The organism is Pseudomonas baetica, from assembly GCF_019733355.1.
GTDB lineage: Bacteria > Pseudomonadota > Gammaproteobacteria > Pseudomonadales > Pseudomonadaceae > Aquipseudomonas > Aquipseudomonas baetica_A.
Map to the genome: position 1 here is coordinate 105,922 of NZ_JAIHLQ010000012.1, position 16,023 is coordinate 121,944.

Consider the following 16,023-nt stretch of genomic DNA (forward strand, 5'->3'; position numbering starts at 1 on the left):
CTAGGCTTGGACGCTGAGGCCGTACTCGGCCGATGCATCCTGCAACCACAACCACCAGTAATCCGAAAAGCTGCGGCGGATCAGCAGTTCCCAGGTGTCTTCAGCGGTATGACGGATCATCAACTGCGATTTGGCGAACACCGTGCCGACCGCTTTACCGACCGGGAAGTTATTCGGATGCACGTCGTAGCTGGTGGATTTCATCAGGACCTGACGCACATTCGGACCGCTCAGTTCGAGCACTTGCTGGCCGCCGCTGACGTTGACGATGGCGATGTGCAGATCGCCCAGCGCTTCACGCAGCTTTTGCTCGGCAGCGAACTCTTCACCGCTGGGCACGATCAGCAGCCATTCATCCGGGCCCATCCATTGCAGACTGGTTTCACCTTTGACGATGACGCTCAGGGCGCCGGGCAATTCGATGCCCAGGGCTTTGTGCACACCGGCGGCGAAAGCAGCATCGTGGCCATCGCCACGAAGGGTCAGGTGGCCGAGGAGTTTTTTCTCACGCACGATCACGCCGGCGTTCTTGCGGCCCTTGCCGACCAGGCTGGCGAGGTCGGCATGATGCAGCGACGACTCGGCACGGGCACCGGTGGTCGGGCGTTGTTGGTACACGTTGGCTGTGGTCATAAAGCACCTATATCAATTCTGTTGGTCCGGCCCTTGTGGTGGCTGGACTGCCGCCTTCGCGAGCAAGCCCGCTCCCACAGGGGACTGATGCCTGACACAAATTCCATTAACGATCCGGTACCTGTGGGAGCGGGCTTGCTCGCGAATCGATCAGACGAATCACACCCACTGACACCCCACAGGATCCGAACCATCAAATATTCTGCCGATCACCCTTCGGATCGAAGAACACCGAGGAAACAATCTCCGCCTCGATCACGCTGCCATCGGCCAGCGGTGCAAACACCCGCTCGCCCATGCGCTTCAGACCGCCCTTGACCACACCCATGGCAAACGAATAACCGAGGGAGTTGTGTGCATAACTGGAGGTCACGTGACCGACCATGGTCATCGGGATCGCTTGCTTGGTGTTGAACACCAGTTGAGCACCTTCCGGCAGCCACACATTCGGGTCGATCGGTTTCAGGCCCACCAACTGTTTGCGCTGATCACGCACGCAGTCTTCACGGTTCATGCCGCGCTGGCCGATCCACGAGAACGGTTTGGTGCGACCGACGCACCAGCCCATGTTCAGGTCGTCCGGGGTCATCGAGCCGTCAGTGTCCTGGCCGACGATGATGAAACCTTTCTCGGCGCGCAGAACGTGCATGGTTTCAGTGCCGTACGGGGTCAGGTTGTACGGTTTGCCGGCCTCGACGATTTTCTCCAGCACGCCCATCGCATAGTCGGCCTGCACGTTGACTTCGTATGACAGCTCACCGGTGAACGAGATACGGAACACCCGCGCCGGCACACCACCGACCAGACCTTCTTTCCAGGTCATGAACGGAAACCCTTCGTTGCTCAGATCGATGTCGGTCACGGCGCTGAGCAGCTTGCGGCTGTTCGGGCCGGACAGGGTCATGGTCGCCCAGTGGTCGGTCACGGACGTGAAATACACCTTCATGTCCGGCCATTCGGTCTGGTGGTACAGCTCCAGCCATTGCAGGACACGCGCGGCGCCGCCAGTGGTGGTGGTCATGACGAAATGATTGTCCGCCAAGCAAGCCGTCACACCGTCGTCGAAAACCATGCCGTCTTCTTTGCACATCAGGCCATAACGGGCCTTGCCCACGTCGAGCTTGGTCCAGGCGTTGGTGTAGACGCGGTTGAGGAACTCGCGGGCATCCGGGCCTTGAATGTCGATTTTGCCCAGGGTCGAGGCGTCGAGCAGGCCGACGCTGTCGCGCACGGCTTTGCATTCGCGCTTCACCGCTGCATGCAGGTCTTCACCGTTTTTCGGGAAGTACCAAGGGCGCTTCCACTGACCGACGTCTTCGAACTCGGCGCCGCTCTTCACATGCCACGCATGCAGTGCGGTATAGCGAACTGGTTCAAAGATGTGCCCACAGTGACGGCCGGCCACGGCGCCGAAAGTTACCGGCGTGTAGTTCGGACGGAACATCGTGGTGCCCATCTGCGGGATGGTCACATTCAGCGAACGGGCGGCGATGGCCAGACCGTTGACGTTGCCGAGCTTGCCCTGATCGGTGCCGAAGCCCAGCGCGGTGTAGCGTTTGACGTGCTCGACCGACTCGAAACCTTCGCGGGTCGCCAGTTCGATGGCGGCGGCGGTGACGTCGTTTTGCAGGTCGACGAATTGCTTCGGCGCACGGGCCGTGCCCTTCTCATGCGGCACCTGGAACAGTGCCAGCGTCGGCTCTTCGAGACGGCTCAGGGCTTTGGGCAGCGTGCCTTCGACCGCCGCGAAACCGGCTTCACTGGCAGCGCGCACGCCACCTTCAAAACCATCGGCCAGCGAATCGCCGAGACCGTAAACGCCGTTGATGCCACCGACGCACACGCGTTTCTGCGGTGCTTCGCCCGGTATGAAACCGAGGATGTCTTCGCGCCAGGTCGGCTTGCCGCCCAGGTGCGAGGCCAAGTGAACCACCGGGCTGTAACCGCCGGAACTGGCGACCACATCGCAGTCGAGCCATTCGCCCGGGCTGGTCACGGCGTGCGCCTTCACATCAATCGCGGCGACGCGGGCAGCGGTCACGCGCTTGCTGCCACGGGCCTCAATCACGGCGCTGCCGGTGAGGATGCGGATGCCTTTGGCGCGGGCTTCTTCCACCAGCGCACCGCGCGGATTGCTGCGGGCATCGGCGATAGCCACCACTTGCAGGCTGGCGTCGAGCCAATCCAGCGCCACGCGATAGGCGTGATCGTTATTGGTCGACAGCACCAATTTCTTGCCCGGCGCCACGCCGTAACGGCGCACGTAAGTCGAGACCGCACCGGCGAGCATGTTGCCCGGCACGTCGTTGTTGCCGTAGACCAGCGGACGCTCGCAAGCGCCGGTCGCCAGCACCACACGCTTGGCACGAACGCGGTGGATGCGCTGACGCACCTGGCCGATTGGCGCGCGGTCACCGAGGTGATCGGTGAGGCGTTCGTGAATGGTCAGGAAGTTGTGGTCGTGGTAACCGTTGACCGTGGCGCGCGGCAACAGCAGCACGTCCGGGGTGTCCTTCAGTTCAGCGATGACGCTGGCAACCCAATCCATCGCCGGCTTGCCGTCCAGGCTTTCGCGGGAATCGAGCAGGCTGCCGCCGAACTCTTCCTGCTCGTCAGCCAGAATCACCCGAGCACCACTGCGCGCAGCCGCCAATGCAGCGGCCAGACCCGCAGGGCCAGCGCCGACGATCAGCACGTCGCAGTGCTGGTTCATGTAGTCGTAGGTGTCCGGATCGACTTCGGTCGGCGAACGGCCCAAACCGGCAGCCTTACGGATGTACTTCTCGTACGTCATCCAGAACGATTGCGGGTACATGAAGGTTTTGTAGTAGAAACCCGGCGGCATCAGCTTGCCGCCGACCTTGCCGAGAATCCCCATCATGTCGTTGTTGACGTTGGGCCAACCGTTGGTGCTGGTGGCGACCAGGCCCTGATACAGCGCCTGTTGTGTGGCGCGCACGTTGGGGATCTGCGTGGCTTCGGTCGCACCGATCTGCAGCACGGCGTTTGGCTCTTCGGCACCGGCAGCGAAAATGCCCCGTGGACGCGAATACTTGAAGCTGCGGCCAATGATGTCGACGCCATTGGCGATCAGCGCAGCGGCCAGCGAGTCACCCTCGAAGCCTTTGTAGGTCTGACCGTTGAAGGTGAAGCTCAGCACTTTGTTGCGGTCGATCCGTCCACCATTGGACAGGCGATTGGTCTGGCTCATACCTTCTCTCCCAGCGCCGTCGTGGCTGTTTTTGCAGGGTCAGCCTTGTCGGTGAATTGCGGCTTGGTGCCGATCTTGTAGGTTTCGAGAATCTCGTAGGTCACGGTGTCGCGGGTGGCGTTGAAATACTGGCGGCAACCGGCGACGTGATCCCACAGCTCATGGTGCAGACCGCGCGGGTTATCGCGGAAAAACATGTAGTCGCCCCACTCCTCATCCGAGCAGTTGGCCGGATCGAGCGGGCGCGGGATGTGCGCCTGACCGGATGCGTGGAATTCCTCTTCGGAGCGCAGTTCGCCGCAGTGAGGACAGAAGATATGCAACATGGGGATTTCTCCTGTTAGTGGGCGACGGCAGCAGCGCCGTGTTCGTCGATGAGTGCGCCGTTGTGGAAACGGTCGATGGAAAACGGTGCAGCCAATGGGTGCATTTCACCCTTGGCCAGGCTCGCGGCAAACACGTTGCCCGAGCCAGGTGTGGCCTTGAAGCCACCGGTGCCCCAACCGCAGTTGAAGAACATGTTCGGTACCGGGGTTTTCGAAATGATCGGGCAGGCGTCCGGGGTGGTGTCGACGATGCCGCCCCACTGGCGGTTCATGCGCACCCGCGACAGCACCGGGAACATCTCGACGATGGCTTGAATGGTGTGCTCGATCACCGGGTACGAACCACGCTGGCCGTAGCCGTTGTAGCCGTCGATACCGGCGCCGATTACCAGATCGCCCTTGTCGGACTGGCTGATGTAACCGTGTACGGCGTTGGACATGATCACGCTGTCGATAATCGGTTTGATCGGCTCGGACACCAGCGCTTGCAGCGGGTGGGATTCGATCGGCAGACGGAAACCGGCCAGTTTCGCCATGTGTCCGGAATTACCGGCCGTCACCACACCGACACGCTTGGCGCCGATGAAGCCTTTGTTGGTTTCGACGCCGATGCACACGCCGTTTTCCTTGCGAAAGCCGATCACTTCGGTCTGCTGGATCAAGTCCACACCGAGGGCGTCGGCGGCACGGGCAAACCCCCAGGCCACGGCATCGTGACGGGCGACGCCGCCGCGACGCTGGACGGTCGCGCCCAGCACCGGGTAGCGCGTGTTTTTCGTGCAGTCGAGGTACGGAATCTCGTCAGCCACTTGCTTGGCGTTGAGCAGTTCGCCATCGACGCCGTTGAGGCGGTTGGCGCTGACCCGACGTTCGGAATCGCGGATGTCCTGCAGGGTGTGGCACAGGTTGTAGACGCCACGCTGGGAGAACATCACGTTGTAGTTCAGGTCTTGCGACAGACCTTCCCACAATTTCATCGCATGTTCGTACAGGTGCGCCGACTCGTCCCACAGGTAGTTGGAGCGCACGATGGTGGTGTTGCGCGCGGTGTTACCGCCGCCCAGCCAGCCTTTTTCGACCACGGCCACGTTGGTGATGCCGTGCTCTTTCGCCAGATAGTAGGCCGTCGCCAGACCGTGCCCGCCGCCGCCGACGATGACCACGTCGTAAACCTTTTTCGGCGTGGGCGTGCGCCACATGCGCTGCCAGTTTTCGTGGTGGCTGAGGGAGTGTTTGAAGAGGCCGAAGCCCGAATAGCGTTGCATAGTCATTTACTCCAGAACGCTCAGCGATAAACCGGGAAGTCTGCGCACAGGGCCGCAACCTGCTGGGCGACATTGGCCTCGACGTCGGCATCGCCGAGGTTGTCGAGGATGTCGCAGATCCAGCCGGCCAGCGTTACACACTGAGTCACCTTGAAGCCGCGCGTGGTCACCGCCGGGGTGCCGATGCGCAGGCCCGAGGTGACAAACGGCGACTGCGGGTCGTTCGGCACGGCGTTCTTGTTGACGGTGATGTGGGCACGGCCGAGGGCGGCGTCGGCGTCTTTGCCGGTCAGGCCCTGACGGATCAGGCTGACCAGAAACAGATGATTGTCGGTGCCGCCGGACACTACATCGTAGCCACGTTTGATAAATACGCTCGCCATCGCCTGGGCGTTGTCGATCACTTGCTGCTGATAAGCCTTGAAGCCCGGCTCCAGCGCTTCCTTGAAGCACACGGCTTTACCGGCGATGACGTGCATCAGCGGGCCGCCCTGGGCGCCGGGGAACACCGCAGAGTTGAGCTTCTTCTCGATCTCTTCGTTGGACTTGGCCAGGATCAGCCCGCCACGCGGACCGCGCAGGGTTTTGTGGGTGGTGGTGGTGACCACGTCAGCGAACGGCAGCGGGTTCGGGTACAGGCCAGCGGCAACCAGACCGGCGACGTGGGCCATGTCGACAAACAACAGCGCCCCGACCTTGTCGGCGATCTGGCGGAAACGCGGGAAATCCAGGGTCTTGGAGTAAGCCGAGAAACCGGCCACGATCATCTTCGGCTGGCACTCAACGGCCAGGCGCTCGACTTCGTCGTAATCGATCAAACCAGTCTTGGTGTCGATGCCGTACTGCACGGCGTTGTACAGCTTGCCCGAGGACGACACTTTGGCGCCGTGGGTCAGGTGACCGCCGTGGGCCAGGCTCATGCCCAGAATGGTGTCGCCCGGCTGGATCAGCGCCAGATACACGGCGCTGTTGGCCGAGGAACCGGAGTGCGGCTGGACGTTGGCGTAATCAGCGCCAAACAGTTGCTTGGCGCGTTCGATGGCCAGCGCTTCGACTTTATCCACATGCTCGCAGCCGCCGTAGTAGCGCTTGCCCGGATAACCTTCGGCGTACTTGTTGGTGAGGCCGCTGCCCTGGGCTTGCATCACGCGTTTGCTGGTGTAGTTCTCCGACGCGATCAGCTCGATGTGATCTTCCTGACGTTGCTCCTCGGCATTCATCGCCGCCAGCAGTGCATCGTCGTAACCCTGGATCTGGTCTTGCTTGCTGAACATCGCGTCTCTCCCAGCGGCGGCGGTGCGCCATTCGTCTCGGTCAGGCACCGGCGTGCCCTTTGATGCGATGGTATGACCGGCGCAGACAGCTCAAATGCCTACGGACGCCACGCAAAGGTGCGTTTACGACATGGCGGGAAATGTCGTTGAAAACACTATCCTCAAACCTGCACAGCCCCCCTGTGGGAGCGGGCTTGCTCGCGAAGGCGCAGTGTCAGTCGACACCAATGCCGTCAGATACAACGCTTTCGCGAGCAAGCCCGCTCCCACAGGGGTTATGTGTAGGCCGCACGAATGGCGAGCAGCAGAAGAAAATGCGCAGGATAGAGGGCGTAAGCCCAGCGGCGCATCGGCGGGGGCTGGCAAGTTTGGGCATGTCGCAACAGGAGCATCCCCAGCCATGGCGCAATCAGGCAAGTGACAAGACCGAGGATCGCCACGCTGTTGCCAAACTGCGCCGACTCGAACAGCACCTGCCATTGATTCGCCGCCAGACACACCAGCCCCGGCAACAGGTTGAAATACCATTGACGACGAATCACCAGCAGCATCGCCAACGGCAATAACACCCCGAACAAACCGAACATCAGTCGCTCCGAGAACAGCGCGGCGAGCAGCAGACTCGCGGCGCCGAGCAGTCGCGAAACCAACGCTCCATCCTGCCAGCCCCGCGCCACCAGCAAACCCAGCGCCAGCGTCGGCATCACGTTCAAGGTGTCGGGATCCGGAATGTACAGCCGATAGGGAATTTCGCTGATGGCACTGAACAACAGCAACCACCCCAGATAGCGCCATTCGGTCTTGCGCACACCATCACGGGCAAGATTCGCCGCCATCGCCAGACAGAACCACGCAAACGCCAGCCGCCCCGGCACGTAAAGCCAATCGACGCTGATCCCGACATATCGCAGATGATCGAGCAGCATGCTTGCAAGCGCTAACCACTTGAGCAGATCCAGCGCGCCGTCACGTTGACTCAGGTGCATAATCGGCCCGTGTCCTTGTAAAGTTCTGACAGCGACATCCCGTGTGCTCCCCGGATGATCTTCGGTAAAGTGCGCAACCCTCATTGACCAACGAAGCGTCAAAAGCGCTTCGATCACGGAAGCCGGCCATGACCGACAAGAGCCAACAATTCGCCAGCGACAACTATTCCGGCATCTGCCCTGAAGCCTGGGCTGCCATGGAACAGGCCAACCACGGCCACCAACGCGCTTACGGCGACGATGAATGGACAGCGCGAGCCGCCGACCATTTCCGCAATCTGTTCGAAACCGACTGCGAAGTGTTCTTCGCCTTCAACGGCACCGCCGCCAACTCGCTGGCGCTGTCGTCGCTGTGCCAGAGTTACCACAGCGTGATCTGCTCGGAAACCGCCCACGTCGAAACCGACGAATGCGGCGCCCCGGAATTCTTCTCCAACGGCTCGAAACTGCTGATCGCCCGTACCGAAAACGGCAAGATCACCCCGGAATCGATCCGCGAAGTCGCGCTCAAGCGCCAGGACATTCACTACCCCAAACCGCGCGTGGTCACACTGACCCAAGCCACCGAAGTCGGCAGCGTCTACACCCCGCAAGAAGTCCGCGCCATCAGCGCGACTTGCAAAGAACTGGGCCTGCACCTGCACATGGACGGCGCACGCTTCTCCAATGCCTGTGCATTCCTCGGCTGCTCGCCGGCGGATCTGACCTGGAAGGCCGGTGTTGATGTGCTGTGCTTCGGCGGCACGAAAAACGGCATGGCCGTGGGTGAGGCGATTCTGTTCTTCAACCACAAACTGGCCGAAGACTTCGACTACCGCTGCAAACAGGCCGGACAACTGGCGTCGAAAATGCGCTTCCTGTCGGCGCCGTGGGTCGGCATCCTCGAAAACGACGCTTGGCTCAAATACGCGCGCCACGCCAACCACTGCGCGCAGTTGCTGGCCGAGCTGGTCAGCGATATTCCCGGCGTGGAGTTGATGTTCCCGGTGCAGGCCAACGGCGTGTTCCTGCAACTGTCGGAACCGGCGATTGCGGCGTTGACCGCAAAAAACTGGCGTTTCTACACCTTCATCGGCAAGGGCGGCGCACGCTTCATGTGCTCGTGGGACACCGAAGAAGAACGCGTGCGTGAGCTGGCCCGTGATATCCGCGAAGTCATGTCCGCCTGATAGCTCCCCTCCCCTGTGGGAGCGAGCCTGCTCGCGAAGAGGCCGGCACATCCGACATAGAAGTCGGCTGACATGCCGCTTTCGCGAGAAGGCTCGCTCCCACAAAAGCTCGCCCAATCCAATCGCCCCTCCTCATTCGCACCTGAAGACTTGGTCTACATTGTCTGTCGAGCCTCCGCTCACACAACAATAAGCAGGAGCATCGGCATGTCGCTACAAGGCAAAACCCTGTTCATCACCGGCGCCAGCCGTGGCATTGGGCGTGAGATTGCGCTGCGCGCCGCCAGGGACGGGGCCAATATCGTCATTGCGGCGAAAAGCGCCGAACCGCATCCCAAGTTGCCCGGCACCATCCACAGTGTGGCTGCGGAGGTCGAAGCCGCCGGCGGAAAGGCTCTGGCCCTGCAAGTGGATGTGCGTGAAGAAGAGGCTGTGCGCAAAGCGCTCGCGCAGGCCAATGAGCATTTCGGCGGCATCGATGCACTGGTGAACAACGCCGGGGCGATCAAGTTGACCGGCGTGCGACACATCGAACTCAAGCGCTTCGACCTGATGCACCAGATCAACACCCGCGCGGTGCTGTTGTGCAGCCAAGCCGCCCTGCCCTATCTGAAAAAATCCGCCGGACACATTCTCAATCTGTCACCGCCGCTGAATCTGGCGAGCAAGTGGTTCGCCCAATACAGCCCCTACACCGTGACCAAATACGGCATGAGCATGCTGACGCTGGGCATGAGTGAGGAATTCGCCAATGACGGCATCAGCGTCAATTCGCTGTGGCCGCAGACCATGATCGCCACGGCGGCCATCGAATTTCAGTTGGGCAGTCGGGAGTCGTTCAAGCATGCGCGGACGCCGGCGATCATGGCGGATGCGGCGCATGTGATTTTGAGTAGCCGCGGACGCCAGATCAGCGGGCGGTTGTTGATTGATGAAGAGATTTTGCGCGAGCACGGCGCGACTGAATTCGACCACTACCGTTTCGAGCCGGACAGCGACGCCGCTTTGATGCCCGACCTGTTCGTGGATTGAAACACCCTCACCTGTGGGAGCGGGCGTGCTCGCGAAGGCGTCAAATCAGTCAACATCAGTGTTGAATGACATACCGCATTCGCGAACAAGCCCGCTCCCACATTTGTACTGCGGTGAAATCTAGAATTCGATCCGCACGTCGCCTTTGGGCACGCTGCAGCACGACAAGATAAACCCTTCGGCCTCGTCTTCCTCGGTGATCCCGCCGTTGTGGTCCATCTCGACTTCGCCGCCCAGCTTCATGACCTTGCACGTCCCGCAAATCCCCATGCCGCAGGCTTTCGGAATCATCAGCCCAAGCTTGGCCGCCGCTGCGTGCACGGTTTCGCCCGGTGCCACGCGAATGCTCTTGCCGGACGCGGTGAATTCCACCTGATGCAGGTCTGCCACATCGATTTCCGGTGCGTCCGCGGCTTGTTCGGCCTGTTCCACCGCGTCGGCGCGGGCCTCGGGAGGCGTGGCGCCGAAGGATTCCTCGTGATAACGCGCCATGTCGTAACCGGCCGCTTCCAGCAAGCGTTTGACCGCGCTCATGTACGGCGTCGGGCCGCAGCAGAACACCTCACGCTCAAGGAAGTCCGGGACCATCAGTTCGAGCATCTTGTGGTTCAGATAACCGCGATACCCGGCCCACGGCTCGCCCAGACCATGCTTCTCGCAGATCAGGTGCAAACTGAAGTTGTCGATCCGCGACGCCATGTGCTCCAGCTCGCGGTGGTAAATGATGTCTTTGGGCGAGCGGGCGCTGTGGATAAACGTCATGTCGACGTTGGCGTTGGTGTCGTAGAACCAGCGCGCCATCGACATCACCGGGGTGATACCGACGCCGCCGCTGAGGTAGAGCACTTTCGGGCCCGGAAAATCGATGGCGTTGAACAGCCCGACCGGCCCGTGCACCGCCAGCTCCTGACCTTCATGCAGGTTGTCGTGCAGCCAGTTCGACACTTTGCCGCCCGGCACCCGTTTGATGGTCACCGAGAAGCTGTAAGGCACCGACGGCGAACTGGAAATGGTGTACGAGCGCATGATTGGCTGGCCTTCGATTTCCAGCTCCAAGGTGACGAATTGCCCAGGCTTGAAGAAGAACAGGATCGGCTGATCCGCCATGAAGCAGAAGGTGCGCACGTCCCAGGTTTCCTGGATGACTTTGACGCAACGGACGATGTGTCGGCCATTGGCCCAGGTCTGAGTGGTGACCGGATTCAGGAAGCTGTTGGACATGCTGTTCTCCACGGCCGACTGTCGGCCTTCATGTGGCGATTCTGCGTATAGCGCAGAGGGCCCGTTTACCTATCCGCGACATTGACATACTTATGGCAACCAGCCCCCTATCACTAGGGGATACGCGTCGGGAACAGATTGCGCCATGTCGCCCATGGATAAGGTTGCGACCTGCGCCGGGCCCACACTCAGCGCCACATCAACACAGATTTTCTGCGCCTTGCGATGTAACCGTATCAGCCACTATTCGCCGGCCACCCTGATGGCCATGAGGAACATATCGATGGACGTCACCACTACCCTGAGCTTGGGCGATCCACTGGAACCCGCACGCAAGGCCACCGCACAGATGTTGCAGGAACGCGAGCGCACCTTTTCGCTGCCGCAACCGTTCTACAGCGACGAGCGGCTGTTCGATATCGACATGCAGGAAATCTTCCAGAAAGAGTGGCTGATCGCTGGCATGACCTGCGAAATCCCGGCCAAGGGCAACTACCTGACCCTGCAGGTCGGCAAGAACCCGATCATCGTCATTCGTGGCGCCGAAGGCGTGGTGCATGCCTTCCACAACGTCTGCCGCCACCGTGGCTCGCGCCTGTGCACCAGCGAAAAGGGCAAGGTGGCCAAACTGGTCTGCCACTACCACCAGTGGACCTATGAGCTGGACGGTCGCCTGCTGTTCGCCGGCACCGAAATGGGCGCCGACTTCGACATGAAGCAGTACGGCCTCAAACCGGTGAACGTGAAGACGGCCGGCGGTTACATCTTTATCAGCCTGGCGGAAAACCCGCCGGCCATCGATGACTTCCTGTCGACGTTGAACCACTACATGGAACCGTACGACATGGAGAACACCAAGGTGGCGATCACCACCACCTTGATGGAAAAGGCCAACTGGAAACTGGTACTGGAAAACAACCGCGAGTGCTACCACTGCAACGCCTCGCACCCCGAACTGCTGAAAACCCTGCTCGAATGGGACGACGTCACCGACCCACGCGCCGATCAGGCGTTCAAGGATCACGTCGCTGCCTCCGCCGCTGCCTGGGAAGCCGAGAAGATCCCTTACGCCCATGCCAGTTTCGGCCTGCGTAACCGCATCGTGCGCATGCCGCTTCTCAAGGGCACCGTGTCGATGACCCTCGACGGCAAACAGGGCTGCGCCAAACTGATGGGCCGGATCAAGAACCCGGATCTGGGCTCGATGCGCATCCTGCACCTGCCGCACTCGTGGAACCACTGCATGGGCGACCACATCATCGTCTTCACCGTGTGGCCTATCAGCGCCCAGGAAACCATGGTCACCACCAAGTGGCTGGTGCACAAGGACGCGGTCGAAGGCGTGGATTACAACGTCGAGCGCATGCGTCAGGTGTGGGACGCGACCAACGATCAGGACCGCCGTCTGGCCGAAGAGAACCAGCGCGGGATCAACTCCACCGCTTACCAGCCGGGGCCGTACTCGAAGACCTACGAATTTGGCGTGGTGAATTTCGTCGATTGGTACAGCGAGCGCATGCTGAACAACCTCGGCGCCGAGCCAGCCCCTTACCTCAAAGGTGTGCCGGTTCAGGGCTAACAGCAACAGCTTCGCGAGCAAGCCCGCTCCCACATTTTGGAATGCGTTCAAACTGTGGGAGCGGGCTTGCTCGCGAAGGGGCCGTCACAGTCACCCAATCACTTCGATGACCACCTCACCGACCCATCCTCACCAATAAACTCCTCAATAATCTCCTCCCCCACCAACCTGATCTTCGCGTACCCATTCAACACCCGCAGCGGATACGCCGGATCGTTCGCATCCTGAGTCTCCGACCACAACACCCGAGAATGCCCGTCCAGTTCACTGGCGTTGCCATAAGGTATCGCTCCGTGCCCGGCACATCGCGCCTGCAAGCCGCCCTGCTGCGCGTAGACGATGCCGTTGTGCAAATGCCCCCAATACCAATAATCCGGCTCACGCCCCAGCGCATCGCACACCGGTTGATACAGCGCGGTCTTGTTGTGCCCGGAAATATCGAAACCCTGATGATGGCTGAGCACCATGATTTTTTTGCGTTTCGGCAAGCCTTTCATCCACTGGATTTGCGGCTCGTTCAAGGTGCCGTCCATATAAAGGTTCAATGCCTCAGACGCGTACGCCGAGTCGAGTCCGACCACCAGCCAATCATCGTTGATCAACGCAAAATAACTGGTGCCCTGCTGCCCCGGAAAACGCTTGGCGAGTTCCTTGAAGTAGCCGTGGGCGCCGCTGTACATCTCGTGGTTGGAATTGAGGGTGAATGAGCCATGGGTGCCCATCGGCCATCCGGCCATGTCGACGTCTTCCTGCGAGTGGCTGCCGGCGTAATACACATCGCCCAGATGGATGGTGAAATCGGCCTGGGCCAGTTGCATCTGGTTGGCCACCGACACCGCCGGCGCGTGGCTGTCGAAGGGGCCGGTGCCCCAGTCGCCGGCAATCGCCAGGGTCACGTCGCGCTCCATCTGCACTACCGCCGGATCGGTGCCGAATGTCGCGTGATGACGCAGGTTTTCGATCCACTTGAGCAGCGCCTCGCTCCACAGCAGATCGAGCAGTTCCCACTTGCGACAACCGAGCAGGCTGCCGTCCTTGAGCACTCGGGTTTGCAGCTGATCGCTCGACTGCGGCAACGGCGCGGCGTTGCCGATGCGCAAGATCGACAAGCCGTGAGACAGCTCCCAGGGCACGCCCGGTTCGTCGTCCGGCAACTCGCCGTTTTTCAGCACGTACTGCGCCTGATCGTGCCCCCGCTGGAGCAGCTTGATGATGGCCTCGAACTCATGCGGCTCAAGCTCGCTGACGAGCTTCATCCAGGCCATTTCCATGCGGGTGACCAAGCCGTGAATACGTACTTTGACCTTGTCGTACTCGTGTTCCCAATGACTGACCAGTGACATGGCGTAATCCTCTCTCCGTAAGGGTTCACAGGGTTTTCATGAATTCGATCAGCGCGCGCTTGTCGTCGTCCGACAGCGTCGTGCCATACAGGTGACCGCTGTTGTGGTTGCCCTCCAGCCGCGTGTCGTACTTGAAGTCCGCCGAGGCCTTGGCCTGCGCGCCGCTGGTGACGAAACCGACGTTGACCGGGTCGTAAATGTCGGAGCCGGTGATGAACACCTGGGGACGTTTTTCCGGCGGTTGCAGCAAGTCCCACAAGGTCGGCACCGAGCCGTTATGCAGGTACGGCGCGCGCAGCCAGATACCGTCGGTGGGCGTGTTGCTGTAGCTCTGGGTTTTGCGATAGGCGCCGAAGTCAAATGGCGGTTTTTTGAAGGTATGGAACGCCGCCACCAGACCGGTGGTGAACGAGTCCAGCCGATGCGGATCAGTGCCGAGCTGATCGATGTTGGTGGTGACCTGACCCGTGTCGGCACGGCCGAAGTCATGGCAACCGGCACAGTTCGCCTCCCAGACCGGTTTGCCCTGCGCGACCTTGGCCTGATCCAGCGCCCACGGCCACGCCGGGGCTTTGTGGCCGAGCAGCCAGTTGGTCACGCGGTTGAAACTGGGTGGCAGTACCGATTCCGCTGTCGCCCCCACGGCCATCGCGGCAGCGTAGTTGCGTTCGTGGATCTTGTTGTTATTGCCGTCCCAATGCAGGTACATCGATTCGCGTGGTTTCTGGTTCCACACTTGCGGCAGGTCGACGGTGCCGATGGTTGAGTCATCCGGGAAGCCGAACACCACCATTTTCGTCGGGTTGAACGTATCGGTGCGCCCCGGCCCTTGCGGCGGGCGCAGCTTCTGCCAGGCGTAGGCCTGCTTCTGCTTGAGCAAGGCGCTTTTCGCCATCGGCATGATCAGGTAACGGTTGTAGAGCTTCTCGAAAAAGCCCAGCTGGAATTTGCTGTTGATCGCCGCCATCACCGCGTCGGTGGTGAATGTCGGATCGCTGGCGCAGTCGTAGGCAAACCACTGGAACGCTTGCAGTTGCAAGGTATTGGCCGGCGCACTCGGCACATTGACGGCGACGTCGCTGGCATTGGCGCGATAAGACCCGGTGTGGCACAGCGCGCAATTGGGCTCGACGGTCGGGTAGCCGATCTGCCGCTTGGCCATGCCAATGGGCAGGTCCTTACCGTTCTCGAAGAGAAAACCGAAGACTTCCCAGCCACCGGGCTTGGGCATTTTCTCAGGGCACATCTGCGGCAGCACGGCGAACAGGTAATACGGGATTCGCGCTTCGATGCCGAGGCCGATGGCAGCGTATTTGTAGTGGTCTTCGTCGGAGGCGTATTCCTGCTCTGGCACCACGCGCAGCATCTGATACCAGGTTTGGTAACCGATGAAACCCAGTAATGCCACGACCACCAAGGTGCCGACCTTGAAACTGTGGCGTTGCCAATGTCGCGACCACGCGGCGCGCCATTGGCGCCAGCCCTCGCAGAGCAGTGCCAGCGGTCGATTCTCAGGCGTGGTACCCAGGTACAGCAGAACGCCGAGGATCAGGAAAAAACTCAGATCGCCCATCAGCATCGGCACAAACACCGAGCCCTGAATACTGGTGTTGATCAGGTAAATCCAGAACACCACGGCGATCAGCCGCGTCAGCACGCACAGCCAGGAATGCACCACGTAACGCGACGCGTTGAACCCCGACGGCATGTAAAACACGCTGATGCCCACCAACAGCATCCCGGCGTTTTCCAGCCACGGATCGGAGAGTTGCGGCGGCAAACCGACCACCGATGTCAGCAATCCCGGCGCGAACAGCGCGGGGATCGCGAACACCATGTTCATCGCAATGCCTAGCCAGATGAAGCGTTGAAACCAGCGGATGTAGGTGTCCATGTCATCCATTTCCTTGTACAGACCCAAGAGATGTAGTGCCTGACCTTCAGCTATCGCTGGCAAGCTAGCTCCCACAGGGTCTAGAGGTGT

General features: G+C 60.8%; 12 protein-coding genes. 3 read left to right on the forward strand and 9 right to left on the reverse strand.

The window, feature by feature from the left end:
* The 6 genes from K5E40_RS13285 to K5E40_RS13310 all read right to left on the reverse strand — a co-directional run bounded on the left by K5E40_RS13285 (position 1) and on the right by K5E40_RS13310 (position 7,695).
* Complete coding sequence (locus K5E40_RS13285) at positions 1–633, reverse strand: sarcosine oxidase subunit gamma (protein WP_064589553.1); 633 nt, start codon at positions 631–633, stop codon at positions 1–3.
* A gap of 193 nt (positions 634–826) precedes the next feature.
* The gene (locus K5E40_RS13290) at positions 827–3,844 is read right to left on the reverse strand and encodes a sarcosine oxidase subunit alpha (RefSeq protein ID WP_221731153.1); all 3,018 of its coding nucleotides are present in this window, start codon (positions 3,842–3,844) and stop codon (positions 827–829) included.
* A complete protein-coding gene (locus K5E40_RS13295) occupies positions 3,841–4,170 on the reverse strand; it encodes a sarcosine oxidase subunit delta (protein ID WP_221731154.1) in 330 nt (109 codons plus the stop codon). Before K5E40_RS13295 ends, K5E40_RS13290 begins: the two co-directional genes overlap by 4 nt.
* A gap of 14 nt (positions 4,171–4,184) precedes the next feature.
* Positions 4,185–5,435 carry a sarcosine oxidase subunit beta gene (locus K5E40_RS13300; RefSeq protein ID WP_221731155.1) on the reverse strand — a complete coding sequence of 417 codons (1,251 nt, stop codon included), beginning with the start codon at positions 5,433–5,435 and terminating at the stop codon, positions 4,185–4,187.
* A gap of 20 nt (positions 5,436–5,455) precedes the next feature.
* Positions 5,456–6,709 (reverse strand): serine hydroxymethyltransferase, encoded by a 1,254-nt coding sequence (glyA, locus tag K5E40_RS13305; RefSeq protein WP_221731156.1) that lies wholly within the window; start codon positions 6,707–6,709, stop codon positions 5,456–5,458.
* A 275-nt stretch (positions 6,710–6,984) separates the two neighbouring features.
* Positions 6,985–7,695, reverse strand: coding sequence for a TraX family protein (locus K5E40_RS13310; protein WP_221731157.1), 711 nt, complete (start codon positions 7,693–7,695; stop codon positions 6,985–6,987).
* Positions 7,696–7,823: 128 nt separating this feature from the next.
* On the opposite strand from K5E40_RS13310, the gene K5E40_RS13315 reads away from it, so the two are divergent.
* Together K5E40_RS13315 and K5E40_RS13320 are read left to right on the forward strand one after the other, a co-directional pair.
* Positions 7,824–8,864: a low specificity L-threonine aldolase gene (locus K5E40_RS13315; protein ID WP_221731158.1), complete on the forward strand. Its 1,041-nt coding sequence runs from the start codon at positions 7,824–7,826 to the stop codon at positions 8,862–8,864.
* Positions 8,865–9,071: 207 nt separating this feature from the next.
* The gene (locus K5E40_RS13320; protein WP_221731159.1) at positions 9,072–9,896 is read left to right on the forward strand and encodes an NAD(P)-dependent oxidoreductase; all 825 of its coding nucleotides are present in this window, start codon (positions 9,072–9,074) and stop codon (positions 9,894–9,896) included.
* 120 nt (positions 9,897–10,016) lie between these two features.
* Here K5E40_RS13320 and gbcB read toward each other — a convergent pair whose 3' ends face one another.
* Entirely contained in the window at positions 10,017–11,117 is a 1,101-nt protein-coding gene (gbcB, locus tag K5E40_RS13325; RefSeq protein WP_221731160.1) for a glycine-betaine demethylase subunit GbcB, read from the reverse strand.
* A 283-nt stretch (positions 11,118–11,400) separates the two neighbouring features.
* On the opposite strand from gbcB, the gene gbcA reads away from it, so the two are divergent.
* A complete protein-coding gene (gene gbcA / locus K5E40_RS13330) occupies positions 11,401–12,696 on the forward strand; it encodes a glycine-betaine demethylase subunit GbcA (protein WP_221731161.1) in 1,296 nt (431 codons plus the stop codon).
* Between the two features lie 98 nt (positions 12,697–12,794).
* Here the strand turns inward: gbcA and K5E40_RS13335 are convergent, their stop codons facing one another.
* Positions 12,795–14,039, reverse strand: a complete 1,245-nt coding sequence (locus tag K5E40_RS13335; RefSeq protein WP_221731162.1) for a metallophosphoesterase — start codon at positions 14,037–14,039, stop codon at positions 12,795–12,797.
* Between the two features lie 25 nt (positions 14,040–14,064).
* Positions 14,065–15,933 (reverse strand): hypothetical protein, encoded by a 1,869-nt coding sequence (locus tag K5E40_RS13340; RefSeq protein ID WP_221731163.1) that lies wholly within the window; start codon positions 15,931–15,933, stop codon positions 14,065–14,067.
* Between the last annotated feature and the right edge of the window lie 90 nt (positions 15,934–16,023).